The sequence below is a fragment of the Mycolicibacterium smegmatis genome, from assembly GCF_001457595.1.
Taxonomy (GTDB): domain Bacteria; phylum Actinomycetota; class Actinomycetes; order Mycobacteriales; family Mycobacteriaceae; genus Mycobacterium; species Mycobacterium smegmatis.
In genome coordinates, this window is sequence record NZ_LN831039.1 from 6,044,530 (window position 1) to 6,068,364 (window position 23,835).

A 23,835-nucleotide genomic window follows, 5' to 3' on the forward strand; every position below is an offset into this window, starting at 1 on the left:
GCGGCGTAGCGTTGGTTCATCGACCTCGGGGGGAGGTCCAAAGCAATTTTGAGGGGGACTTGTGATTGCCACTCGACTGCGGCAGGTTTTTGTCGACTCACCCAATTCCCTGGGCGCAAAGGCACGCATAAAGCGCTGGGAGCTGTTTCTCAAGACATTTCCGGACATCGAAGACATGAATCTCCTGGACCTCGGTGGAACCGCGGAAACCTGGCACCGATCACCAGTCCGGCCCAGGAAGATAACGGTGTTGAACCTGTTCGAGCCCGGCGAGTCGGACGACGGCAGAATCGTCACCCTCAAAGGTGACGCCTGCAGGGCCACAGCCGCATTGGCCGGGGCCGACTCGCCCACAGAGTTCGACGTTGTTTTCTCGAACTCGCTGATCGAGCATGTCGGAGGGCACGCACGTCGTTGCGAACTGGCCACGGAGATCAGGAAACTCGCACCGAGGCACTGGGTGCAGACACCTTACCGATACTTCCCGGTTGAGCCCCACTGGCTGTTCCCCGGCATGCAGTTCATGCCTGTCGCCGCACGAACGCAAGTCGCCAAACGCTGGCCTCTGGCGCATACCAGGCCCTCCACGACCAACGAGGCGCTCGATGCCGTTCTGTGGACGGAACTCCTGAGCGCTGCTGAGATGCGCGACTATTTCCCTGGCTCAACGCTTCTCAAGGAGCGGGTGATGGGATTGACCAAATCGCTCATCGCCGTCCGCTGAGCTCCTGATGAGTACGAGATCAGGATCTGATCGTCAACGCCGCACTCGCTCAGTCAGCTTCGCGCTCCAACCAGATCTCACGCCAATAGGTGGGCAACCCCCGAGAGCACATCCTCCAGTACTCGCCCCGGCACCCGGCGCCGTCGAGCATCACGCAGTCAGATTTGATCTCGACCATCCGACCCGTCTCGTCATCGACAAACCGGTGTACTCGGTCAACCACCGTGGTGGATGACCCGCACCACGTCGCATCCTCAGCATCGAACAGCAGACCACGATTTTTGTTGTGTTGGTCCAGAGTTGCTTCGATCTCGCGGCGCGAACGAATGCGCACCCTTTCGCCGACCTTCAGGTCGAGTGTCGCTCTCGGAGTGCGGACCCCGCGGCCCCGTATCTCGCGGAGTCGGCGCCCACCACACACACGAAACACCGGAGGTAGATGCTCTGCGCTTATCCGCTGGTAGCGGTTGATGACTGCCTCGGTCATGATCCGCACGAATGCCCATATCGAGTAGTTTCCGGACGCTACGTCCCAGAAGTACTGCTGCAGTTCGCCGATCGGCAGCGGGCGGGTGAAAACGTTCACCTCAGTGGCCTGGCACGTGTAGCGCACCACCCCGTCCGCGGCCTCTCGTCTGGTCCTGCCGAGACGGTTGAGCAGCTCCACATCGGCGTCTGAACGAGGGGTCGGAGGGGCATCGTCGTCGGCGACTCGCTTGAGCCAAGCATCCTTCCAATACATCAGGCATCTCGCCTGGCACCCACCATGGGCAGAACCATCGCAATGAAGGCCTTCCAGGTGTACGGAATCATCGAGCCATCGAATGTGCCCATGCCCGTCACAGGTCTTGTGCGCACTCTTGGCCACGGTTGCACGCCGGCCGCAGAAGGCTGCCATCTCTGGCATGAACGGCATGCCGTCGAGGCGACCATCGGCATCAAGCGTTGCGACGATTTCCGCCAACGATCTGATCTCGACGAGTTCACCGACGCGGAGTGGGCGATCAACATTTGAACGCTTCTCGATTGTCTTTAACATCTGGACCCTTCCAGAGTGCACCGGGTCATTTGGCCCGCGAAGTTGATAGATCTATTTGACAGGGCTTTTATTCAGATGATTAATTTATGGGCGTCGCCGAAATCAGAATGCGCCGAGATTTTCTCAATTTCCGACATATTCGCGAGTTACACAGCAAGTTGTACGCTGACACACAGCCTTCGCTGGTTGCGGCTTATGCCTGTTGCAGGCAACGAGTTGCGTCGCCCGAACATCGAAGCTGACATGCCCTTGCGCCCTTCATGGGCACTTCCGGCAAGAATCACGCGATCGGTCACGCCGTCAGCAGATCCACGGCATGCTCGGGCAGTCGACGACAAAAAGGCATAATCGCGCATCAATCGTTGGCGCTGCGAAACACTCTCAATTCAGATCACCTGCCGCGGTGTGTATTTTTCTGAGCGATGCCGAGACCTGACTTCTCGGCAGTTTCGCGCATCGCGTCAAAGTCCTCCCGATCCTTTCTCATGTCGGACCGGCTGGACAGCGGTTCGAATTCGCGGTCGGTGGTTTATCACTATCTGTCCACCTTCCAACGTCCGTCGAGCTCCGGATAACGGCTGGACACCTCGCCGAGGAGATCGGGCACGGTCAGCAACACACTGTCCGGGTTCGCGGCGAGCAGTTCATCCGGCGAGACGATCGGAATGTCGGTACCCGGCATGCGACGGCCCAGCTTGGCAGGCGCCGCGTCCGCGACCGCCGCGACCAACCGCGAGTCGAGTCCCGCCCGGCTGAACAGCGCCACCGCCCGTGACGCGGCGCCGTATGCGAAGACAGTGCGGCCAGCGGAGGATTCCGCCTCGAGCCAGCTCCTCAGGTCGTTTACGTGGAGATCGGCCCGCCGCTGCAGGGCGGCGACGACCGCCGGATCGGATATGCCGAACTCGTCCTCACTCTTCAGGATGCGCGCGACCACGGCGTCACCGTCGACGTCCTCCGGAACCGCCGCCAGGAGCACTGTTCCGCCGTACAGGTCGAACTCCCACGCCGTGGCCACGCGAAGTCCGACCTCGCCGAGGAGCCGCACGAGCGCACTCAGGGAGTAGTACGCGAAGTGACCGTGCCGCAGCGCATTCCACTGCCCTTCCCGGACGATCGTCATGATCGAGTGGTACTGCAGCAGCAGGACTCCGCCTGGCCGGATCTGTCGGGCACGCTCTTCGAAGGCGCGGCGCTGGTCGGATTCGTGCATGATGCCGAAGCAGTCGAGCACCACATCCGCCTGCGAGTGCACAGCGGTGAAACCGCGGTCTGTGAGCCACGGAAGCCACGTGCCGCCGTGCGGACTGCCGAATTCGAGGACCGTGCTCCCTCTGAGCCAGCCCGCGACGTCCACCATTGCGACCGCCGCCGCTGCCTGATCCTTGAGCGCCTGGGGTTCCACCCCGCGGGGCTCGTCGGAAACCGTGTCGTCGTCGGCGAGTTGCGCAAGTCCGCATGAACCACACATGTCCATCGCCAGTGGATGCGATGTCTCTTCAGAGCTGACTGGCGCGGTGACAAGAGGAAAGTGGTCTGACGCCGGAACCTTTCCGAGATCAAGGACCCTGGTGAGATCCGTTTTCCCGCATCCTCGGCACGCATTCATGACAGCATCTCCATGTGCGTATCGAAGGTGCAGACCTCGCCGACGTGCTGGTTCTCGTTCCGGAGCCGTTCCGCGATGAGCGCGGACTGTTCACCCGGACGTTCGACGCCCACATCTTCGACGACCACCTCGGCCGACCCGGCGTCTCGGCGTCGTTCGTCCAGGACTCCCAGTCCCGTTCGTCGCAGGGCGTCGTGCGGGGCATGCACGGCCGCTCCGAACGAGGCGAAGCCAAGCTCGTGCGTTGCGCCCACGGCGCCGTGCACGACGTCCTTGTCGACATTCGCCCGGACTCCCCCACCTTCGGCCGCCAACAGGCATTTCTGCTTGACGATAAGGATTTTCGGCATCTGTACGTGCCCCCCGGTTTTCTTCATGGTTTTCAGGCTCTGACGGCCATCGCCGATGTGTGCTACCGGATCGACCGCCCCCACGATCCATCCGAGGATCTCGCCGTTGCCTACAACGACCCCGACCTCGGGATCGACTGGCCGCTACCGGTCACGATGGTCTCCCCGCGAGACGCCGGTGCCGGAAGCTGGTCCGACCTGATCAGGCATATGTCCTGACCCTCCTCAGGGTCTTGTCGATGACGCCGTAGTCCCGCAGTTCCTCCAGGTGGGCCAGCCGGGTGAACTTCTTCACGAACGCCACGGCAGTCAGCCCGGCCGCGTCGTATTCCTTGTAAAGCTCGGCGGCGCCGTCCGGAATCGACCACTTCGCCTCGAATCCCAGTTCTTCGCGAACCTTCGAGAAGTCCACGCGGTACGAACGCGGGTCAGCGCCCGTCTCACCTGTGATCATCAGCTCGGAACCAGGAACCACGTCGACTACCGCCTGCGCGATCTCGGCCACCGTCAAATTGTTCGACTCGCTGCCGACGTTGTAGGCCGCACAGTGCACCTTTTTGGCCGGCGCTTCCAGAGCCAGCAGGAACGCGGCTGCTATGTCGCGTGCGTGGACAAGCGGTCGCCAGGGAGTGCCGTCCGACAACACCCGGACTTCTCCGGTGAGGAACCCGTGCCCGACCAGGTTGTTGAGCACAATGTCCGCGCGCAGGCGCGGCGAGAACCCGAAGGCGGTGGCATTCCGGAGGAACACCGGGGTGAATGAGTCGTCCGCCATCTCCGCGACGTCATCTTCGACTCGCACCTTGCTTTCCGCGTACGGGGTCAGAGGTCGCAACGGGGCGTCTTCATTGACCAGATCATCGCCGGCCGACCCGTACACCGAGCAGGTCGACGCGTAGAGGAACCTCCGGACACCGGCGGACTTCGCCAGACGAGCCAACCGTACCGAGGCAAGGTGGTTTATCTCGTAGGTGATCTGAGGCGCCAGCGCGCCGAGTGGATCGTTGGACAACGCCGCGAGGTGGATGACTGCGTCGAAGCCCGCCAGCTGTTCCACCGTCACGTCCCTGAGGTCCACCTGTATCGCCGGCGGGTCCGCCGGCTCCGGGCCGAGGACACAATCAGCGAAGAAGCCGGTGTCCAGGCCTGTGACATCATGTCCGGCGAGTTGCAGGATCGGCACCATGACGGTGCCCAGATACCCCTGATGGCCGGTGACCAATACTCTCATTTCCATTGCTCCCTAATCGTTGTCGGTCGTCAGTACTGCGGTTGCGTGCGGTGCGCTCCGAATCTGACGGTTGCTTTCTCCAAGATGAAACTCTCGGCGTATGTGTGGCGGCACTGGACTCCCCGCATCCTCGCCAGCCCGAGGAATGCCTGCTCGTCGAACCAGTCGTGGGCGGCCTGGGACGGGTAGTGCTTGTGTAGCAGCCGCGCCTTCTCCTCTGCTACGGACGCCTCCAGTGGGTGGAATATCGATGGCCGTGGAGTGTCGGCCTCCCACTTGAGGATCTCGTACCCCAGCACGAGGTGATCACGGAACTCGGTCGGCAGGAGTTCCGCCAGAAGACGGTGGTCCTGGTGTGCGTCACCACGGTGCGGCCCGAACACCAGTTGCGGATCACATGACAATCGAAACTCACTGACGCACGCCTTGATTCGTTCCCAGTGTGCGGGAGACTTGCCGTCTTCGACATCCAGCACGGTCAGCTGAAGGTCGGAGCCAGGGCAGAAGGCGTCGAGTGCTCCGGCCTCCTCGGTTTCGCGTTCGGTGCCACCACCTGACAACACAAGAGCAGTGACCCGAAGCCCGGGCACTGTGTTTGCGAGTGTGAGCAGCGTGCCACCCATGCCGATCGCGATGTCGTCGCAATGGGCGCCGACAACCGCGATCTCCCGAAGGTCACCGGTGAACAACTCGTTCATGATGCCTCGGGCACCGCGCGCACCGACTTTTCCCACAGCATCCACGGGCGGTCACCGTCGTGATACCGGGCCTCGAGTTCAGCGCGTTCCTTGAAGGTGTCAGCAGGCTTCCAGAAACCTTGGTACCGGTATCCGAACAGCTTGCCCTGTCCGGCAAGCGTCCCGCACACATCTGCCACGAGGTCGCCGCCGGGCGGCAGAAGATCGAAAATCCCCTGGGACAGAACGAAAAACCCGCCGTTCTCCCAGATGGTCAATTCAGAGACCGCGATGATCTCCTTGACCTCGCCTGCCTCGGAGACCTCGACGCAGTGGAATGACGACTGAGGAGGCACCACCATCATCGATGCGACGGCACCGGATAGGTGGAACTCGGCGATCATGTGGTCCAACGGGGCGTCCGTCAGCACATCGGCATAGTTGGCCAGGAAGTACTCGTCGCCGTCGAGATAATCACGTACCCGGCGCAGACGTTCACCGATCGGAGATTCGAGACCCGTGTCGACGAACGAGATCGTCCAGTCGCTGATGTCCGAATGCATCAATTGGACCTGACCACCGCTCATCACGAAATCGTTCGATGCGGCCTCCTGGTAGGTCAGGAAGTAGTTCTTGATGTGGTCGGCACCGTAACCGAGGCACAGGATGAACTCTTTGTGGCCGAAGTGTGCGTAGTAGCGCATCACGTGCCAGATGAGCGGTCGCGGGCCGACCATCTGCATCGGCTTCGGTACGGCATCACCCGGACCGTTGCGCATCCGCATGCCGTATCCACCGCAGAACAGAACGACCTTCATGCTGATATTCCTCCCAGTGGCGGTTTGAACACGGCAGAGCTGTGCAGGGTGGGAAGGGGGAAGATCAACTGTCCACCCCACTCCCATATGTAGGACAGTTGCTCTGTCAGTTCGGTTTCCAAGTTCCAAGGCAGTGCAAGGACAACGTCGGGACGGTCTTTGGCGATTTGCGCCGGATCGTGGATCGGAATCCGGGTGCCCGGTGTGTATCGACCGTGCTTGTACGGATTGCGGTCGACCGTGTACGTGAGCAGGTCAGGGCGGATCCCGCAGTAGTTGAGCAGAGTGTTTCCCTTGCCAGGTGCGCCGTAACCGACCACCAATTTGCCTTCGGCGCGACAGTCGAGAAGAAACTGCAGCAGCTGATGACGAACCGCTTCGGCTCGCGGTCTGAGTGCGAGGTAGCCGTCGACCTCGTGTAGTCCTGCTTCTTCCTCGATGGCCAGGATTTCGGCGACCCGTTGGGTTTGTGGCCCGGCGACGTCTTCGCGCTGCGCCCAGAGGCGAATCGATCCACCGTGTGTGGGAAGCATCTCGACGTCCACGACCGCCAGGCCGGCGGTCGCGAGTGCGCGCATGGCGGAAAGCACTGTGTAGTACTGGAAGTGTTCGTGGTAGATGGTGTCGAACTGGCCGAGAGTGACCAGGTTCAAGGCATGGTGGACCTCGATGCTCAGCCAACCGTCGTCTGCGAGCAATCTGCGTAGCGCCCGGGTGAAGCCGAGCAGATCGGGGATGTGCGCGTAGACGTTGTTGGCGACTACCAGGTCGGCCGGACCGTGATCATCGCGCACCTTGGCTGCGACTTCTTCATCCAGGAAAGCGGTCAGGGTCGGCACGCCGGCGTCACGCGCAGCGGCACCGACGTTCACCGACGGCTCGATCCCCAGGCACGGAATACCGGCGGCCACCGCGTGCTGGAGAAGATACCCGTCGTTACTGGCGACTTCGACGACGAAGGACTTTGAACCGAGGCCCAGGCGCGCGGCGGCGTCGTCGACGAACCGCTTGGCGTGCTGGACCCAGCTGTCGGAGTACGACGAGTAGTACGCGTACTCACTGAAGGTGTCCTCCGGGGTTATCAGAGCCGGAATCTGGAGCAGCAGGCAGTCCTCGCACAGTCGCAGATGCAACGGATAGGTGGGCTCGGGCAGATCGAGTTCTCCTGCGGCGAGGAACTTCTCGCACGGAGGTGTCGCGCCGAGGTCAAGCACGCTGAGGAGCCGTTGGGAGCCGCACAGTCGGCAGGTCATGAGATCTCCGTTCTTCCGCTTGTGGGAAATTCAGTGCTCGTTGTGACCGGTCCACGCCGGTGGTCCCGTCCTGGCCCGAGTTCCGATGCGCTACGCACCGAAGTCTTCGTCGCCGCGATGATCGCGTCGCAGCACAACTCCTCTGCTTCTGTCACGGCCGATATCTCCCTGCTCTTGAGCAACGAGGCGATCTGGACCTGGTGGTCGTCGATGTGCTCGTGACGCTTGGCGCGCCGCGGAACCACCACGGGGTATATCCCCATCTCAAGCAGGTGCATGATTGTTCCGACGCCGGCATGCGTGACGACGACGTCGGCGGAACGAGCGCAGTCCTCGAACGCCGCGGCGCGCATCTGAGCGACCGCTTTCCCCGGGAGCCCCTGCCGCTCTGTGGTTCCGAGTTGCCAGACCGTCCTGCTGTCAGCGAGGCCGGAGCGCAATACGGCGTCGACAAGCGCGTCGAACCGATAGGGGTAGATGGTGCCGAGTGTCACGAACAGGCGAGGATTGTCGACCTGTGGTTTCGGCAGGGTCTCGTAGCTGTCGAACAACGATCGCCGGTATTTCCAGCGGCGCCCCGCCCAGTGCTGGTATTGGCAGCACGTGTGCACGCGCGGATCGAGGCTGGCCAACTTGCCGGTGAGAGACGGTCCGTTCACCCGCGACACGCTCTCGAAATAGAACGCGGGTACGTGGTGGGTGCGAGCAGCAGTCAAGGCTGCCAAACCGACCGCTGCCCCCGTCGTCACTGCCGCTGTGAAAGCCTCTTCTTTCCAGTCGATCTCCCGCATCATCCGGGTCAGCGCGTTGACCGCTCCGCGAAAATCACGAGGCGCGACATAAGGGACGTACATGACCCGTCGATGTTGGAGCAGCGAATCACTCTGCGGTGACTTGAAGGTGATCCACAGCGAGTCGGGATCCGAGCCGATCAACTGTGACCACTTGACCAACTGCGCCAGATGACCACCGGTCGACGCCACCAGCAGTTGACGCCCGGGCACAGGGTCGTCGAGAGACACCGACTGCATATGCTCTACGTGCGTCATTTCGTGACCACCGATGCGTTCGCGCCACGTGGTGCCGCAGGTCTCCCGAGCGCTCGGTAGTACCAGCCGGCCGCGCACCACGCGGCCGCGTCGAGACAGTTGCGTCCGTCGATCACCGCTGCCGATCGGACCGTGGTCTTCAGCTCGGCGGGGTCGATCGAACGAAACTCTTCCCATTCCGTGAGAACCAGGACGACATCCGCGCCGTCACAGGCTTCGAAGGCTGAAGTAGCGTAGTTCAGCGTCGGGAACAGGGTTCGCGAGTTGTCCATGGCCTGGGGATCGAACACGTTGACACACGCGCCCTGCAGTTGGATCTGCCCTGCGACATTCAACGCCGGAGAGTCACGCACGTCGTCGGAGTCCGGCTTGAAGGCGGCGCCCAGCACGGCGACCCGTGAACCGATGAAGCCTCCGCCGCAGATCTCCCGGGCGATCTCGACCACCCGTGTCCGCCGCCGCATGTTGATGCTGTCGACCTCACGCAGGAACGTCAGTGCCTGGTTCGCTCCGAGTTCCCCCGCGCGCGCCATGAAGGCCCGGATGTCCTTTGGTAGACAACCTCCTCCGAAGCCCAGACCGGCGTTGAGGAATCGCCTCCCGATCCGGCTGTCGTACCCGATCGCGTCGGCGAGCACCGTGACATCGGCGTCCACGGCCTCACATACCTCGGCGATGGCGTTGATGAACGAGATCTTCGTGGCGAGAAAGGCGTTGGCTGAGACCTTCACCAGTTCGGCGGTGGCGAGATCAGTGACGATGAACGGTACGCCGTCGTTGATCAGGTCGGCGTAGATCTCGCGCACGATTCCCTCGGCACGACCTGATCCTGGCCTCTCGACACCGAGAACCAGGCGGTCGGGATGCAACGTGCCCTGCACCGCAAAACCTTCACGCAGGAACTCCGGATTCCAGACCAGTTCGACCGCATCTCCGGCGGGCGCGAGGTCCCGGACGCACCGACCTAGGCGTGTCGCGGTTCCCACGGGAACCGTCGATTTCCCGATGATGAGAGAAGGCTTGTCCAGCAGCGGTGCGAGGTTGTCGATCACTGCATCAACGAAGCAGAGGTCGGCGCCGTAGTCGCCCTTCTTCTGGGGTGTCGCGACGGCCACGAAAAAAACATCGGCGAACTCGGCCGCTTCCTGGTACGACGATGAGAAGCGCAGACGGCCGCTGCTCGTGTGACGGCGAAGAACCGCGGAGAGCCCCGGTTCGAAGAACGGCACCTCGCCCGCTTCCAACTTCGCGAGCTTGGCCGGGTCGATGTCCACGCCGAGAACCTCGTGCCCCAGTTCGGCCATGCATGCCGCGTGTGTGGCTCCGAGATACCCGGTGCCCAAGACGACCATTTTCATGCTGGTCCTCCCCAACCATCCAACAGCCGCAGGAGATACCCCCCGTATCCCGACTTGTAGAGCAATTCGCCGCGCTCCCGCAGAGCGTCGTCGTCGATGAGTCCGCGCCGCCATGCGGCTTCCTCCGGCACCCCTACCTTGAGCCCCTGGCGTTGTTCGATCGTGCGCACGTAGGTGCTCGCGTCCAACAGCGAATCGAACGTGCCGGTGTCCAACCACGCGGTACCTCGCGGAAGCTCCTCGACCGACAGCCGGCCTTGGTCGAGATAGGCACGATTCACGTCGGTGATCTCGAGTTCACCGCGGTCCGAAGGCTTGAGCCCCGCCGCGATCTCGATCACGTCGTTGTCGTAGAAGTACAGGCCTGGAACGGCGTACTCGGAGCGCGGTGCCTTCGGCTTCTCTTCCAACGACACCGCGCGACACCGCTCGTCGAACTCCACCACACCGTACGCAGTGGGATCTGCCACCCGGTAGGCGAAGATCCCCCCGCCGTCGATGGTGGCGAACCTGCTGAGGCTCGCCCCCAGCTTGGAGCCGTGGAAAATGTTGTCCCCGAGAGCCAGAGCCACACGGTCCGAACCGATGAAGGAGCTGCCGATCTCGAATGCCTGGGCGATTCCTTCCGGCTTCGGATGGACGGCATAGTCGATGTTGATACCGAATTGCGAGCCGTCGCCGAGCAACGCGCTGAACGCAGGGGCGTCTACGGGAGCCGTGATCACCAGGACGTCGCGGATGCCGGCAAGGATCAGAGTCGACAGCGGGTAGTAGACCATCGGTTTGTCGTAGACGGGTAGCAGCTGCTTGCTGACCCCCATGGTGATCGGATACAGACGCGAGCCAAGCCCAGCCGCCAAGATGATCCCACGCATCATACGTCCTCAGTACGCGCCGTCTTTGCGGAGAACCGCACCGAATGTCTTTGCGACGATCAGGATGTCGCCGATCATTGACCAGTTGTCCACGTACGACAGGTCGAGCCGCACGGCCTGATCCCACGACAGGTCCGACCGTCCACTGACCTGCCAGAGCCCGGTGACGCCCGGCTTCACCAGCAGCCTGCGGAGAATTTCGCAGTCGTATTCTTCGACCTCGCGACGCAGCGGCGGACGTGGACCGACAACACTCATCTCGCCTCTGAGCACGTTGATGAACTGCGGCAGTTCATCGATGCTCAGGCGCCGCAGAACTTTTCCGACGCGAGTCACACGGGGATCGTCGTGGATCTTGAACAGAAGTCCATCTGACTCGTTCAGATCCTCCAGTTCGTCGAGCATCTGGTCGGCGTTCTCGACCATCGTGCGGAACTTCAGCATCGAGAACAGCTTGCCGTCGACACCGATCCGTTCCGCCGAATAGAACACCGGCCCCCTGCTGGTCGCCTTGATCGCTATGGCAGTGATCAGCAGAAGTGGCGAGGTAATCAAGAGCACTGCGAATGCAAAACTCAAGTCGAACAGACACTTCTGGAACCGCTTGGCGTTCCGGTACAACGGCTTCTCGATGTGCAGCAACGGGATACCTGCAATGGGCTGCATGACCAAGCGCGAAAGAGCGACGTCCATGGCACCTGTCGACACCACCAGCTCCACGCCCAAGGGCTCAAGTTGCCACAGCAGCCTTCGGATGCCGCGAACACCGAAGGCTTCGGTGCCGGCGATCGCCACCGTGTCGGCGCCGCAGGTGTGGACGGCGTCCAACATCTCGGCCTCACCGCCGATGATGGGTATCCGTTGGCCACTCACCATCACGAACTCACCACGCGCGTCGCCGTAGCGCGGAACGCCCACGCCGACCACGTCATATCCGTCGGCCGGATTTCGCACCAGTTCACTCACCAGTTCCGTGACCGCGCCGATCTCACCGAACGCCAGGACCGCTGTGCGGTAGCGACCGGCCACACGTTCGCGCGCGACGTGCCGGTGCCAGAGGCGCCGCTCGAGCAACAGACCCAGCGTGCCCACGGGGAGCGCGACCGCCAGATATCCGCGGGCGATGTCCAGCTTCAGTAGTAGTGAAACCATCGCTATTGCCCCGAACGTCCAGAACGACGCGGCCGTCACACGGCGGTACTCGTCCACACACGCTGCTGTGATCCGGGGAGACCTGGTACGCAGTGCCGACATTGCAACCAACCACGCGATCGCGAACAGAATCGAGAAGGCCGGTACATAAAGTTTCGAGTACCCAGGAGGGTTGAGTGTGGGGCCGAACCGGACGAGTTGGGCAAATCCGACGGACAGTGCGATCACCAGCGTGTCGGTCATGAGCAGATAGGAGGAGTATCTCCTCTGCCATTTCGACCTCTGGAAGACGCTGCTCGGCGGCAGCTTGATCGACATGTTCGTGCCGGCCACAACAGAGTTCGGCTTTGGCATGCTGACCAACTGGCGCGTACCGAACCCGCTGTCGAAGTTCGAGATCTGAGCAGTCATCATGCACCCGCCGCTATCACGTCTGTGGTTGCGTAGCCGGGTTCGAGGGTCGTGCACAACCAGTCGACGGTGTGACGAATGCCGCGGGCAAGGCCGACACGCGGCTTCCATCCGAGCGTGTACTCGGTGTTGACATCGATTTTTTTCTCGGACAATTCTCTGTTTTCCTCCCCGGTAGCACCCGTCGATGCCGCGTCGTCGAGAACCGTGGCGATCGCATGGTGGATGTCGGTGGCAGTGATCTGTGTGCTGCCGCTGATGTCATAGGTTCCGACCGTGTCGATCGGTGCATGTGCGGCCCGCACGAATGCGTCGACGACATCGCCGACGTAAACGAAGTCATGTGCGTCTGCATGGTCCCGGTTGACGACGTACGGTCGGCCCGTGACCATCGCACTGGCGAGGATCGTGATGAGTGCGGCGACACCGTGTGGCCGCTGGCGCGGCCCGTAGACGTTGGACAGGGCCAGACAGATCGGTGCGAAACCGTACATTTCGGTGTATGCACGCAAGTACAGTTCGCCCGAGAGTTTCGCCGCCGCGTGAGATGACACCGGGTCATCCCCGTATCGGGAGTCTCCCGACGTGGCGTAGACGATCCTGCGCACCCCGGCCTCTCTGCACGCTTCCAGGACATTTATGGTGCCGAGCACGTTGTTGCGCGCGTCGAGCAGGGGATCCGGCGCAACCGCGTCGTGCTCCGTGCGTGCCGCCAGGTGATAGACAACATGGGGGCACGCACCTGCGACGATGTCCGTCAGTTCGGGTGCCTGGATGTCAGCTTTCACGAGAGTGAATCTGCGACCGCTTGAATTACCCTGCTCCAACGCCCATTCCAGGTTGGAGGGATCTCCGGTCCAGAAGTTGTCGACACCGATCACCTGGTGTCCGTCCGCCAGCAGCCGGTCGACAAGGTTCGACCCGATGAATCCGGCTGCACCGGTCACCAGGGCCCTCATCGGGCTGCGTCTTCCTGCATTCTCATGCTCATGAACTCACTCCACGGTCACTGACTTGGCGAGGTTGCGCGGCTTGTCGACGTCGTGCCCGAGGGCCAGTGCCAATGTGCGCGCCAGGATTTGCAACGGCACGGTGGCCTCTACCGGCCCCCACGGCGCCTTCGAGAGTCCGACGACCGGGATGCTGCTGCCGGCCGATCCGATCGAGATGATGCGACCACCGCGGGCACGCACCTCGGCGACGTTGGAGCTCAGTTTCTGGTCTCCGTTGTCGACCACCACCACGGGTGTGCCCTGGCTGACCAAGGCCAGCGGACCATGCTTGAGTTCGCCGGCCGGGTAGTGCTCAGCCCACCGGTAGGTGAGCTCCTTGAGTTTGAGCGCACCCTCTGCCGCGTACGGGAGACCCGATCCCCGGGCTATGAAGATGAAACCGCCTGCGTCGACCAACTCGTCGACGATCTGCGGGAGCACCCTCTTCGCGATCGAGATCGAGGCGACAAGCTCATCAGGCAGCCGCTGGAGACCGTCCACGAGCCGATTGGCGCACACTGTGGAGATCCGCCGCGTCGCGACGAGGGCCGATATCATCAGCGCGGCACCCGAAACTATCTGGCACATGAATGTTTTCGTCGCCGCGACACCGATCTCCGGGCCGGCGGAGCACCCGACGACGGCATCGGCCAGACGCGCCAAGGTGGAGTGTGAGCTGTTGGTGAGCGCCACCAACGGCGCCTCTCCCACCGCGGGCGACTCCACCGCGCGGAGCACGTCGGCGGTTTCCCCTGACTGGCTGATGGCCAGGCAGATCTGTGCGGACTCCGGCACCTCCGCGGCTGCCTCGCTTGCCACGGTGGTGACCACCGGTATGGCACCGAGTTCACGCGCCAGATTGCCGATCACACATCCTGCGTTGAGCGATGTGCCGCAAGCGATCACCCGCAGCCGTTCGAAGGGCGGTAGTCCGAAGTCACGCCAGAGCGCACCGGTCGCGATGCGGTCCCCGAGGTCGTCGAGGACGCGGGCGGCCGCTTCGGGCTGCTCATCGATCTCCTTGGCCATGTAGTCGGTGTAGCCGTTGAGCTCCACATCGGTGCCCCTGAGCGTGCACCGCGTCGCGGCAGGCGGCGCGGTGCACGCACCGGAGCGGGTCCAGCGGCCGTCGCGAGACAGCTCGACCACGTCGCCGTTCTCCAGGACGCGGAACTCATCGACCCAGTCGGCGATCGCGGCGATGTCACTGGCCGCGAAGTCGCCATGGTCTGTGTGAGCGATCAGGAGCGGTGACCCGTTGGCAGCGACGATGATTCGTCCTGTATGCCGGTCGAGCACCGCGATCGCCCATGATCCATGGACCTTGCTGAGCGCCCGTTGGACTGCCTGAACAAGGTCGGCGCAATCGCGAAGTTCGTCCTCGATCAGGTGACACAGCACCTCGCTGTCCACCGTCGTCGCGAACATGTGACCGCTATTGCCCAGGGCCACCCGCAGGCCTGCGGCATTTTCGATGATTCCGTTGTGCACCAAACTGATTTGCCCTGTGCAGTCGACGTGCGGATGTGCATTGTGCTCGGTCACCGCGCCGTGGGTGGCCCATCGGGTGTGTCCGATGCCCACACCGTCGAGTTCCGGGCCAGACCATTCGTCCAAGAGACTTTCCAGCGCACCGATACGCCCAGTGGTTCTGAGACGTGCGATATCTCCGCTGACGGTCCGCAGTGCCACACCGACCGAGTCATAGCCTCGATATTCGAGTCGGCGCAATCCCACCCGCAGGTACTCCGCAGCCGGCCGATCGGTATGGCAGGCGATAATTCCGCACATCACCGGCTCCCTTCGGCAGGATCAGCTATTTGACTTCCCGCGTTCTGCACCTCGCCCTGCGACCGAGGCAGGAATTGGTAACAGCGTTTGTGGCGTAAGAGCTTTGGTGATCCGTACGCCGTCCGATCGATAACAGGTCGACCGATTTTCAGCGCCACAGCCGGCTCCGCCAGATCGGCTACCTGTTTTCCTCTCAGCGACCTCGCGCCCCCGCTTCGAGCTACCCCCGCAAACACCTTCTCACTATTGAGCGCCGAAAGCCTTTGGTACATAGACCATCAGAGCGAACTTCGGTCTGGATCCGGGCCCAGGCCCTGGACTAGTTCTCGAGAGTCTCTTCGGTGAACACAGTGGATCGCGCGAGGGCCGCGGCCTGGGCACGCGTGCTCACGCCCAGCTTGGCCAACAGGCTGTGGACGTGATTTTTGACGGTGTGGACAGCGATGCAGAGCTGTTCGGCGATGTCCCGATTCGAAAGGCCCATTTCCAGTAGTCGAAGGATCTGGATCTCCCGGGAAGTAAGGACTAGTTCTTTTTGGACCGGCTGCCGCTGCGACGCAAGGGTCGACAGGCGGCGCAGGAGGATCGCCGAGACTCTCGGCGAACAGAGCGATTCTCCCGCAGCAACTTTGTGTATCAATACAAGAAGATCCTTGAGCGAATCCGATCGCAGGTGGTAGCCGGCCACGCCGGCCTCGGCGCACGCGACGATTTCTGACTCGTCGTCCTCGGACACCCCAAGGACAATCACGCGTACCTGCGGACTGAGCTTCAATGCCTGCCGCAGCAACATCGCGCTGTTGCGCGTGGACATATCCAGCAGAATGACACGAGGAACAGTGGTCTCGTACGCGGCGATCAACGACGGCAGATCCCACGCGACACCAGGCGCCACCGCACCGTGGGATGCGAGTACCGCAGCGAGGTAGTCGCGGTAGAGAGTGCAATCGCCGACGATCAGAATGCGCGCCTCGCGGAGCAGTCCCGCTCCGTCGGGCGCCTCGCGATACGACTCCCCCCACGACCCGGCCAACGACACAACCGACATGTCCCGCCACTCGTCCCGCGGGATCTGATGGACACGTCCGTTTGCTGGGCGGCGTCCGCTCCCTGGCATGTACTGGCACACCGACTCGGCCACGTCGGCTGCCGGACCACCGAACTGTTGATCACCGTCCGCGACCGTACCCATGCGGCCGCTCTCCGCATCCACCGAGATCCCAGAAAGCTCTTCCATCTCAATACTTCTGGGGCACTGCCGTGTGAATCACCCTTATCGCAGGGCAATCTCGCCTGGTCAGAACCACAACCCCGTATGAACACATCATGATCAAACCGATCCTCCCCGCCCCGGACGGCACTCATCGAGTCCAGATCCAAGATGCGCCGATGGTAGGCATTTGCCATAACGGCGGTCAACGGAACGAGAGGACGATTCTGAGCAAAGGTTGCGGTGTTAAGAAGTCGAGCTTTTACTCGTGCGCGCGCCTACGGATTCCGTCGTCGCATCCACCCAGCTCGTACCGGTTCTCATACCATTCGTCGGATAAACAACGTGTTTTCCATACTCGAGGTTCTGTAAACAAGATCTAGCTGCGTCTTTTCGCCCTCATCGGCGAAGAGATCCGCTTGGTGATCGTCGCCAGCACAGCGAACGCAGATCATCTAAGTACCCGGAATGGTCCCAGCGACCCACAGATAGCAACGATGGAACAATACATACGACAAACGTGTAATGGTTGCTGAAACTGCCGCGGGAGGGCAGCTTTTCCCGTTGCGGGACGGGCCCAGTCCGCTACATCCGCTTCGCGATATCGTCCCCGCCGCTGTGCCGCGGCGACTCGTGGGGCGCGACCGGTACAGGACCGGGCGCGGGCCGGGCATCGCTGGGCCCCGCGGCGCTCGCCGGAGGTGCAGCAGGCGCAGGGGCGCTGGGCGCGGGAGCGGTGGGCGCGGCCGCCGACGAGGCCGGTCCGGATGCCGACGACGACGCGCCGGTGTGCTCGTTCAGCCGTGCCTCGCGCGCATTCTGATCGGCCTCGCGCCTGTTCTGCTCGTCCTCACGCTGGTTGAGATGGTCCTCGCGCTCGTTCTGCTTGGTCTCACGCTCGTTGAGTTGGGCTTCGCGCTCCTGTTGCTGCTGTTGGGGATTGGGTCCCATCGGAGCACCAGGCGCACCGGGACCACCTGGCGCGCCCGCACCTTCGGGACCACCGCCACCCTTCGCGCCTTCCATGGCCTTCATGAGCGGTTCCATCAGCGAACTGAACTGGCCGCCCATCTGACCTGCCATCTGCGCCGGCTGGGACGCCATCTGCCCGAGCTGACCGAGCTGGCCCATCATCTGGCCGATCTGACCGACACCCTGTTGTCCTGACTGGTCGGCGTTTTCGTACGCGCCCTGGGCGTCACCGAGCTTGCCGTTGAACATGTTCTCCTTGGCCGCCAGCGCAGTGACGTTGGCGGTCATGGACGCATGGAGTGTCGGCAGCAAAGCGGCGATGGTCATGCTCATGGCGTCTTCGCCGGCCTGGATGGGCGGCATGTCCGGCAACTGCACCGGCGCGGCAGTCCAATTGAGCGCGCCGGGCGTCGTCATCGGTTGGTTCACGATCGGACTCCTCGGGTCATCTCACCAGTCGTCATCGTCATCGACCTCGTCGATCTCATGCTCCAGCGGAGCCGGAACAGCCAGGCTCGCAGCGGTTCCGCCGCCACCACCACCGCGCGGTCCGCCCATCATGCCCATCGGACCACCCATGCCGCCGCCCATCGCACCTGCGGCCACCGGAGCGACACCGCCGACGACAGCACCACCGGCCGTGGCACCGGGATCCACCGAGACTGGGGCGGTACCGACGAGCTTCGACAGCACGGGTGTCTGTGCACCCACGCCGCCGCCACCGCCCGGCATGCCCGCGGCCTTCACCAGCCCGGCGCCACTGCTGGGCCCCGAACCGCCTGCGAGCGGGTGATTGGAGAACGCCGAGAACGGGGAAGGTCCCGCTCCGGTGCCGCCTTTACCGACCGAACCCAGCATCGAGGTCAGCTGTTGCAGCGGCTGGGTCAACTGCTGCAGCGGCTGCGCGAGCTGTTGGGGAACCTGCCCCAGCATCTGGGGGAGCTGCCCGAGCATCTGCGGGAGCTGGCTGGCCATCTGCATGGCCATCTGGGCACCTTGATCGGCGCCCTTCTGAACGGCCTGCTGCGCCTGCGCCGTCGGGGGCGTGGTCATCTGGGGGATGTTGGCGGTGGTTCCCAGCGCGCTCGCGAGCTCGGTGGTGCTGGCCGTGACGGTCGCGATGTTCTGCGAGAGCCCCATCTTGATGCGGCTCTCGATCAGCTCCTGCTTGTTGCCGAACGGCAGGGCCTGCAGGGCCTCGACCTCGTGCTGCACCTCCTGCGCCGCGGCGTTGACGGCCATCTTGGCCTTGACGACGGCCGCGGCCATCTGCGTCAGCTGGGCGGCGATGGCCTGGGCCTGCGCGGCGTTGGCCTCGTGTCCCGCGATCATGGTGGTGGCCTCCCCCGAGGCCGCCAGCGACCCGGCACCCTGCCAGACCTCCGTGAGCTTCATCAGCTGGTTGGTCTGCTGGGGCACGATGTTGCCGCTGATCGTGGTCGCCAGCTTCTCGTACGATGCCGCCGCAGCCGTCAACTGCTCCTCGTCGACGTTGGGCCATGCCGGGCCCATCACCGTCTGCGAGCCGAACGGACTGCTGTCGGGCATGATCCCCACGCCGCGTCCCCCTTCTACGCGCTGCTTCCTGCAGCAAAGATTACCGTGCGTAGCGGGGGTGGAAACGCACCTTTATCCGAGGATCAATCCCGAGGTCGGCACGCCGGTGCCGGCCGTGACCAACACATGCTCGACGCCTTCGACCTGGTTGACCGACGTCCCCCGCAACTGCCGCACGCCTTCGGCGATGCCGTTCATGCCGTGGATATAGGCCTCGCCGAGCTGCCCGCCGTGGGTGTTTATCGGCAGCTTGCCGCCGATTTCGATGGCGCCTCCGGCGATGAAGTCCTTGGCCTCGCCCTTACCGCAGAACCCGAGCTCTTCGAGCTGCAGCAACGTGTACGGCGTGAAGTGGTCGTAGAGGATGGCCGTCTGGATGTCGTCGGGCGTGAGCCCGCTCTGCTGCCACAGCTGCCTGCCGACCAGTCCCATCTCGGGAAGTCCGAGCTCGTCGCGGTAGTAGGAGTACATCGTGAACTGGTCGGCGCCCGAGCCCTGTGCGGCGGCTTCGATGGTCACCGGCCGGTGCTTGAGGTCCTTGGCCCGCTCAGGTGTGGTGACGACGATGGCGACACCACCGTCGGTCTCCTGGCAGCAGTCCAGCAGCCGCAACGGTTCGGCGATCCACCGCGAGTTCTGGTGGTCCTCGATGGTGATCGGCTTACCGTAGAAGTGCGCCTTGGGGTTGTTGGCGGCGTGCTTGCGGTCGGCCACCGACACCACGCCGAAATCGGCACTGGTGGCGCCGTATTCGTGCATGTACCGACGCGCGATCATCGCGACCGACGCGGCGGGCGTGGACAGTCCGTGCGGGTAGGACCAGCTGTACTCGACGCCGCGCGAGTCGGCGTTGGTGGTCAGGCCCGTCATGACCTGCCCGAAACGGAACTCCGACCGCTCGTTGAACGCCCGGTAGGCCACGACGACCTCGGCGACACCGGTCGCGACAGCCAGCGCGGCCTGCTGGACGGTGGCAGCCGCGGCCCCACCGCCGTAGCCGATCTGACTGAAGAACTTCAGCTCGCCGATGCCGGTGGACCGCGCGACGGCGGTCTCCTGGTTGGAGTCCATGGTGAAGGTCACCAGGCCGTCGACGTCCGACGGCTCAAGGCCCGCGTCGTCGAGCGCGTCGAGCACGCATTCGGCGGCCAGGCGCAGTTCACTGCGCCCGGAGTTCTTCGAGAAGTCGGTGGCGCCGATACCTGCGATGGCGGCCTTGCCCGACAAGCCGGTCATGCCTTGTCTCCCAGATTCAGTGTGGCGGTGGCGATGACGTGGTTACCCAGGCTGTTGGAACCCGTGACCTTGACCGTCACCAGGTCATCCTCGATGGCCGTCACCTCACCACGGAACGTCACGGTGTCGTAGGCGTACCACGGCACGCCCAGCCGCAGACCGATCGACTTGATGCGCGCGTTCGGCCCGGCCCAGTCGGTCAGGTAGCGCTGCACCAGACCGGTGTCGGTGAGGATGTTGACGAAAATGTCCTTGGATCCCTTAGCCTGCGCCTTGTCCCGGTCGTGGTGCACGTCCTGGTAGTCGCGCGTGGCGATCGCGGTCGACACGATGAACGTCGGATCGCCGTAGATGGCCAGTTCGGGCAGGGCGGTGCCGACTTCGATCACGGTCATGCTCTGGGCTCCCATGCGTACAGCGTCCACGCCGGACTGATCTCACTGTCGGGGAAGTCGATGAAGGTGGCGCGCACCGGCATTCCGATCTGGACCTGGTCCGGATCGACGTTGCGCAGTTCGCCGAGCATGCGCACGCCCTCCTCGAGTTCGACGAGTGCGATCACGAACGGCAGTGTGCGTCCCGGCACCTTGGGTGCGTGGTGCACGACGTAGCTGAACACCGTGCCGTTGCCCGAGGCCACCACGTAGTCGATCGGTTGTTCCTTGTCCTGCCACACCGCAGGCACGGGCGGATGCTGCAGCGTGCCGTCGGGCCGGCGCTGGATGCGCAGTTCGTGCGCGTTGACGCCGTCCCAGAAGAACTGCGTGTCACGCGACGACGCGGGACGCATCAGCTTGTCGGGATCGAGATCGTCCGGCACCGCAGGCTTCTGGTCCTCGCGAGGCTTGAACTTCATGATGCGCCAGTTCATCTCGGCGACGGCTTCGCCTTCTTCCGTCGTCCACGTGATGAGCTGGTTGATGAAGTAGCCCTCGCCCAGCGCGGTCTGCTTGGGGCCCACGACGTCGGTGATCTCGGCGTGGATCGTGAGCTCTTCGCCCGGTTGCAGATAGCGGTGGTAGGTCTGCTCGCAGTTCGTGGCGACCACGCCGACGTATCCGGCATCGTCGAAGAGCTTCATGATCTTCGACAGCGGATCGTCGTCCGAGCGGCCCGCACCGAGCCCGCCCATGGTCCACACCTGGATCATGGCCGGCGGTGCGACGATGCCCGGATGTCCGGCGGCCTTCGCGGCCTCCTGGTCGACGTAGATGGGGTTCTTGTCGCCGATGGCGTCGACCCAGTGGTGAATCATCGGCTGGTTCACCGGATCTCGGCCCTTGCGGGGGTCGCTCTTGCCCTCGGCCTTGATCTTCTCGATCCCCGCCTGCAGATCCTCGTTGACCTGTGTCGTCATCGCGGGACCCTCGGAACCTTCAGCCCGGAAGCTGCGATCATCTCGCGCATCACCTCGTTCACACCGCCACCGAACGTGATCACCAGGTTGCGCTTGGTCATCTTGTCGATCCACACCATCAGATCAGCGGTGTGCCGGTCGGCAGGGTTGCCGAACCGTGCGATGACCTCTTCGGCCAGCCGCCCGACTTCCTGGATGCGTTCGGTGGAAAAGACTTTCGTGGCTGCCGCGTCGGCGACCGCGATGGTCTCACCCGACGCCGCGACCTGCCAGTTCAGCAGCTCGTTGATGCGCCAGATCGCCTTGATCTGGCCCAGCAGGCGCTGCGCCTCCGGATGCTCGATGGGCGTGACACCGTCCGAGCCGGGTGTGGACGCCCACTTGTGCACCTGGTCGTAGATGCCCGCGACCCGGCCCGCCGGACCCAGGCCCACGCGCTCATGGTTGAGCTGCGTGGTGATGAGCTTCCAGCCGCCGTTCTCCTCGCCGACGAGCATGTCGGCGGGCACGTGCACGTCGTTGTAGTACGACGCGTTGGTGTGGTGGGCACCGTCGGACAGGATGATCGGCGTCCACGAGTAACCGGGATCCTTGGTGTCGACGATGAGGATCGAGATGCCCTTGTGTTTCGGCGCTTCCGGATCGGTGCGGCACGCGAGCCAGATGTAATCGGCGTCGTGGGCGCCGGTGGTCCACATCTTCTGGCCGTTGACGATGTACTCGTCTCCGTGCCGGATGGCTGTGGTGCGCAGTGACGCCAGGTCGGTGCCTGCCTCCGGTTCGGAGTAACCGATCGCGAAATGGACGTCGCCCGAGAGGATTCCGGGCAGGAACTTCTTCTTCTGCTCTTCGGTGCCGTACACCTGCAGCGTGGGTCCCACGGTCTGCAGCGTCACCATCGGCAGCGGGATGTCGGCGCGGTTGGCCTCGTTGATGAAGATCTGCTGCTCGACGGGGCCGTAGCCCAGGCCGCCGTACTCCTTGGGCCAGCCCACCCCGAGCTTGCCGTCCGCGCCCATGCGCTTGATCACGGCACGGTAGGCCTCGTTGTGCCGGTCGGTCTCCATGGCCGCGGCCTCTTCGGGCGTGAGGAGCGTGGAGAAGTATTCCCGCAGTTCGGATTGCAGCTTGCGCTGCTCGGGAGTCAGGTCGATGAACATTACGCTCCCACCAGGTCGAGACGATGCGCAGGACCGCCCAGCAACCGGGTGAGGTCCTTGATCGAGGAGAAGTAGCGGTCCATCGGGTAGGTGATGTCCATGCCCATACCGCCGTGCAGGTGATGGCACAGCCGCATGGCCGGCGGCGCCTGCGTGGTCAACCAGAACCCGAGGATCGCGAGATCCTCCTCGGCATCGAGGCCCTCGGACAGCCGCCACACCACCGACGTCGACACCAGATCGATGGTGCGCGAGGCGATGTAGACCTCCGACAGCTGTGCGGCCACGGTCTGGAACGTCGACAACGGGCGGCCGAACTGCTCACGCGTGGCGACGTAGTCGGCCGTCAACCGCAACGCACCTGCCACCAGGCCCGCCCCGAACGCACCGATGGCGGCCAGTGCGAGTTGGTTGACCCGCGTCGCGGTGGCGCCGGCCAGCACGTCGTCGTCACTCACGGCGACGTCGGCGAACGTCACCGCGTACTCGTCGGAGCCGTTGGCCGTCGGGGTCTTGGTCAGCGTCACCCCGGCTGCGGTCGGTGAGACGACCACCACGGCGGTGTCGGCCGTGACCACGAGCCACTGCGCCGATCCGGCGTACGGCACACCGATTTTGGTTCCGTTGAGGACGCCACCGGCGAAGGTCGTCGCGGGCTGCTGCGGCAGGTGCCGCCCCGGCTCGCTGAGCGCGGCCGAGAGCACCGCGCCCTTGTCGACCTGCGCGAGGTACCGGTCCTGCTGGGCCTCGGACGCCAGATCGAGCAGCGGCACCAGCCCGAGCCCGAGCGTGGCGAGCGCCGGTGAGACGGTGCCACGGCGACCGATCTCGGTCAGCGCCGTGGCCACCTCGGCCAGTCCGAGCCCGTCACCACCGAGGCGCTCGGGTACCGCCAGAGCCGTCACACCACCGGATACCAGTGCGTCCCAACTGTTGTCCCGCTCCAGCACGGACGTCACCACATCGGCGACGGCCTGCTGCTCGGGGTTCGGTGTGAAGTCCACCGAGTGCACC

Annotated in this window: 23 protein-coding genes; 3 read left to right on the top strand and 20 right to left on the bottom strand. The window is 63.7% G+C overall.

The features are described 5' to 3' along the window. Positions 1 to 61: 61 nt before the first annotated feature. Positions 62 to 724 (top strand): hypothetical protein, encoded by a 663-nt coding sequence (locus tag AT701_RS29205; protein ID WP_014878513.1) that lies wholly within the window; start codon positions 62 to 64, stop codon positions 722 to 724. A gap of 49 nt (positions 725 to 773) precedes the next feature. Here AT701_RS29205 and AT701_RS29210 read toward each other — a convergent pair whose 3' ends face one another. Next, positions 774 to 1,391 carry a hypothetical protein gene (locus AT701_RS29210; RefSeq protein ID WP_162139564.1) on the bottom strand — a complete coding sequence of 206 codons (618 nt, stop codon included), beginning with the start codon at positions 1,389 to 1,391 and terminating at the stop codon, positions 774 to 776. Between the two features lie 99 nt (positions 1,392 to 1,490). Between AT701_RS29210 and AT701_RS34435 the strand changes: the two genes are divergently transcribed. Continuing rightward, positions 1,491 to 1,739: a hypothetical protein gene (locus AT701_RS34435; RefSeq protein WP_162139565.1), complete on the top strand. Its 249-nt coding sequence runs from the start codon at positions 1,491 to 1,493 to the stop codon at positions 1,737 to 1,739. A 559-nt stretch (positions 1,740 to 2,298) separates the two neighbouring features. Here AT701_RS34435 and AT701_RS29215 read toward each other — a convergent pair. Then, complete coding sequence (locus AT701_RS29215) at positions 2,299 to 3,372, bottom strand: class I SAM-dependent methyltransferase (RefSeq protein ID WP_058127095.1); 1,074 nt, start codon at positions 3,370 to 3,372, stop codon at positions 2,299 to 2,301. Between the two features lie 14 nt (positions 3,373 to 3,386). Between AT701_RS29215 and rfbC the strand changes: the two genes are divergently transcribed. Continuing rightward, positions 3,387 to 3,941: a dTDP-4-dehydrorhamnose 3,5-epimerase gene (rfbC, locus tag AT701_RS29220; protein WP_011730941.1), complete on the top strand. Its 555-nt coding sequence runs from the start codon at positions 3,387 to 3,389 to the stop codon at positions 3,939 to 3,941. Here the strand turns inward: rfbC and AT701_RS29225 are convergent. The 18 genes from AT701_RS29225 to AT701_RS29310 all read right to left on the bottom strand — a co-directional run bounded on the left by AT701_RS29225 (position 3,925) and on the right by AT701_RS29310 (position 23,825). Then, positions 3,925 to 4,953, bottom strand: coding sequence for an NAD-dependent epimerase/dehydratase family protein (locus AT701_RS29225; protein WP_011730942.1), 1,029 nt, complete (start codon positions 4,951 to 4,953; stop codon positions 3,925 to 3,927). The genes rfbC and AT701_RS29225 overlap by 17 nt on opposite strands. Before the next feature lie 29 nt (positions 4,954 to 4,982). After that, positions 4,983 to 5,651, bottom strand: coding sequence for a PIG-L deacetylase family protein (locus AT701_RS29230; protein WP_011730943.1), 669 nt, complete (start codon positions 5,649 to 5,651; stop codon positions 4,983 to 4,985). Then, positions 5,648 to 6,448: a glycosyltransferase family protein gene (locus tag AT701_RS29235; RefSeq protein WP_011730944.1), complete on the bottom strand. Its 801-nt coding sequence runs from the start codon at positions 6,446 to 6,448 to the stop codon at positions 5,648 to 5,650. The genes AT701_RS29230 and AT701_RS29235 overlap by 4 nt, the downstream gene beginning before the upstream one ends. After that, positions 6,445 to 7,701, bottom strand: coding sequence for a class I SAM-dependent methyltransferase (locus AT701_RS29240; RefSeq protein WP_011730945.1), 1,257 nt, complete (start codon positions 7,699 to 7,701; stop codon positions 6,445 to 6,447). Before AT701_RS29240 ends, AT701_RS29235 begins: the two co-directional genes overlap by 4 nt. Beyond that, positions 7,698 to 8,831, bottom strand: coding sequence for a glycosyltransferase (locus AT701_RS29245; protein ID WP_162139566.1), 1,134 nt, complete (start codon positions 8,829 to 8,831; stop codon positions 7,698 to 7,700). The genes AT701_RS29240 and AT701_RS29245 overlap by 4 nt, the downstream gene beginning before the upstream one ends. Continuing rightward, on the bottom strand, positions 8,747 to 10,108 hold the full coding sequence (locus AT701_RS29250) for a UDP-glucose dehydrogenase family protein (RefSeq protein WP_058127096.1): 1,362 nt from the start codon (positions 10,106 to 10,108) through the stop codon (positions 8,747 to 8,749). Before AT701_RS29250 ends, AT701_RS29245 begins: the two co-directional genes overlap by 85 nt. Next, on the bottom strand, positions 10,105 to 10,983 hold the full coding sequence (gene rfbA / locus AT701_RS29255) for a glucose-1-phosphate thymidylyltransferase RfbA (RefSeq protein ID WP_058127757.1): 879 nt from the start codon (positions 10,981 to 10,983) through the stop codon (positions 10,105 to 10,107). The genes AT701_RS29250 and rfbA overlap by 4 nt, the downstream gene beginning before the upstream one ends. A 9-nt stretch (positions 10,984 to 10,992) precedes the next feature. Next, positions 10,993 to 12,546 (bottom strand): sugar transferase, encoded by a 1,554-nt coding sequence (locus AT701_RS29260; RefSeq protein WP_029104299.1) that lies wholly within the window; start codon positions 12,544 to 12,546, stop codon positions 10,993 to 10,995. Beyond that, positions 12,546 to 13,505 (bottom strand): NAD-dependent epimerase/dehydratase family protein, encoded by a 960-nt coding sequence (locus AT701_RS29265; protein WP_011730950.1) that lies wholly within the window; start codon positions 13,503 to 13,505, stop codon positions 12,546 to 12,548. The genes AT701_RS29260 and AT701_RS29265 overlap by 1 nt, the downstream gene beginning before the upstream one ends. 36 nt (positions 13,506 to 13,541) lie before the next feature. Continuing rightward, positions 13,542 to 15,329, bottom strand: a complete 1,788-nt coding sequence (gene glmS / locus AT701_RS29270) for a glutamine--fructose-6-phosphate transaminase (isomerizing) (protein ID WP_058127097.1) — start codon at positions 15,327 to 15,329, stop codon at positions 13,542 to 13,544. A 319-nt stretch (positions 15,330 to 15,648) separates the two neighbouring features. Then, the gene (locus tag AT701_RS29275) at positions 15,649 to 16,566 is read right to left on the bottom strand and encodes a LuxR C-terminal-related transcriptional regulator (protein ID WP_058127098.1); all 918 of its coding nucleotides are present in this window, start codon (positions 16,564 to 16,566) and stop codon (positions 15,649 to 15,651) included. A gap of 558 nt (positions 16,567 to 17,124) precedes the next feature. After that, positions 17,125 to 17,940: a hypothetical protein gene (locus AT701_RS29280; protein ID WP_058127099.1), complete on the bottom strand. Its 816-nt coding sequence runs from the start codon at positions 17,938 to 17,940 to the stop codon at positions 17,125 to 17,127. A 21-nt stretch (positions 17,941 to 17,961) separates the two neighbouring features. Continuing rightward, positions 17,962 to 19,068: a hypothetical protein gene (locus tag AT701_RS29285; RefSeq protein WP_058127100.1), complete on the bottom strand. Its 1,107-nt coding sequence runs from the start codon at positions 19,066 to 19,068 to the stop codon at positions 17,962 to 17,964. Positions 19,069 to 19,140: 72 nt separating this feature from the next. Next, positions 19,141 to 20,304, bottom strand: a complete 1,164-nt coding sequence (ltp2, locus tag AT701_RS29290) for a 17-hydroxy-3-oxo-4-pregnene-20-carboxyl-CoA lyase (protein ID WP_011730955.1) — start codon at positions 20,302 to 20,304, stop codon at positions 19,141 to 19,143. Beyond that, positions 20,301 to 20,714 carry a MaoC family dehydratase gene (locus AT701_RS29295; protein WP_011730956.1) on the bottom strand — a complete coding sequence of 138 codons (414 nt, stop codon included), beginning with the start codon at positions 20,712 to 20,714 and terminating at the stop codon, positions 20,301 to 20,303. Before AT701_RS29295 ends, ltp2 begins: the two co-directional genes overlap by 4 nt. Then, positions 20,696 to 21,661 (bottom strand): bifunctional MaoC family dehydratase N-terminal/OB-fold nucleic acid binding domain-containing protein, encoded by a 966-nt coding sequence (locus tag AT701_RS29300; RefSeq protein ID WP_011730957.1) that lies wholly within the window; start codon positions 21,659 to 21,661, stop codon positions 20,696 to 20,698. Before AT701_RS29300 ends, AT701_RS29295 begins: the two co-directional genes overlap by 19 nt. Next, entirely contained in the window at positions 21,658 to 22,821 is a 1,164-nt protein-coding gene (fadE29, locus tag AT701_RS29305) for an acyl-CoA dehydrogenase FadE29 (RefSeq protein ID WP_011730958.1), read from the bottom strand. Before fadE29 ends, AT701_RS29300 begins: the two co-directional genes overlap by 4 nt. Continuing rightward, positions 22,821 to 23,825 (bottom strand): acyl-CoA dehydrogenase family protein, encoded by a 1,005-nt coding sequence (locus tag AT701_RS29310; protein ID WP_011730959.1) that lies wholly within the window; start codon positions 23,823 to 23,825, stop codon positions 22,821 to 22,823. Before AT701_RS29310 ends, fadE29 begins: the two co-directional genes overlap by 1 nt. Positions 23,826 to 23,835 lie beyond the last annotated feature (10 nt).

Excerpts from the sequence above, each read along its gene's own strand:
- AT701_RS29260 (WP_029104299.1), bottom strand. The coding sequence starts at position 12,546 with ATGACTGCTCAGATCTCGAACTTCGACAGCGGGTTCGGTACGCGCCAG.
- AT701_RS29235 (WP_011730944.1), bottom strand. The coding sequence starts at position 6,448 with ATGAAGGTCGTTCTGTTCTGCGGTGGATACGGCATGCGGATGCGCAAC.
- AT701_RS29250 (WP_058127096.1), bottom strand. The coding sequence starts at position 10,108 with ATGAAAATGGTCGTCTTGGGCACCGGGTATCTCGGAGCCACACACGCG.
- AT701_RS29265 (WP_011730950.1), bottom strand. The coding sequence starts at position 13,505 with ATGAGGGCCCTGGTGACCGGTGCAGCCGGATTCATCGGGTCGAACCTT.
- AT701_RS29240 (WP_011730945.1), bottom strand. The coding sequence starts at position 7,701 with ATGACCTGCCGACTGTGCGGCTCCCAACGGCTCCTCAGCGTGCTTGAC.
- AT701_RS29230 (WP_011730943.1), bottom strand. The coding sequence starts at position 5,651 with ATGAACGAGTTGTTCACCGGTGACCTTCGGGAGATCGCGGTTGTCGGC.
- rfbA (WP_058127757.1), bottom strand. The coding sequence starts at position 10,983 with ATGCGTGGGATCATCTTGGCGGCTGGGCTTGGCTCGCGTCTGTATCCG.
- AT701_RS29275 (WP_058127098.1), bottom strand. The coding sequence starts at position 16,566 with ATGGAAGAGCTTTCTGGGATCTCGGTGGATGCGGAGAGCGGCCGCATG.
- AT701_RS34435 (WP_162139565.1), top strand. The coding sequence starts at position 1,491 with ATGGGCAGAACCATCGCAATGAAGGCCTTCCAGGTGTACGGAATCATC.
- ltp2 (WP_011730955.1), bottom strand. The coding sequence starts at position 20,304 with ATGACCGGCTTGTCGGGCAAGGCCGCCATCGCAGGTATCGGCGCCACC.
- AT701_RS29215 (WP_058127095.1), bottom strand. The coding sequence starts at position 3,372 with ATGAATGCGTGCCGAGGATGCGGGAAAACGGATCTCACCAGGGTCCTT.
- fadE29 (WP_011730958.1), bottom strand. The coding sequence starts at position 22,821 with ATGTTCATCGACCTGACTCCCGAGCAGCGCAAGCTGCAATCCGAACTG.
- AT701_RS29295 (WP_011730956.1), bottom strand. The coding sequence starts at position 20,714 with ATGGGAGCCCAGAGCATGACCGTGATCGAAGTCGGCACCGCCCTGCCC.
- AT701_RS29225 (WP_011730942.1), bottom strand. The coding sequence starts at position 4,953 with ATGAGAGTATTGGTCACCGGCCATCAGGGGTATCTGGGCACCGTCATG.
- glmS (WP_058127097.1), bottom strand. The coding sequence starts at position 15,329 with ATGTGCGGAATTATCGCCTGCCATACCGATCGGCCGGCTGCGGAGTAC.
- AT701_RS29300 (WP_011730957.1), bottom strand. The coding sequence starts at position 21,661 with ATGACGACACAGGTCAACGAGGATCTGCAGGCGGGGATCGAGAAGATC.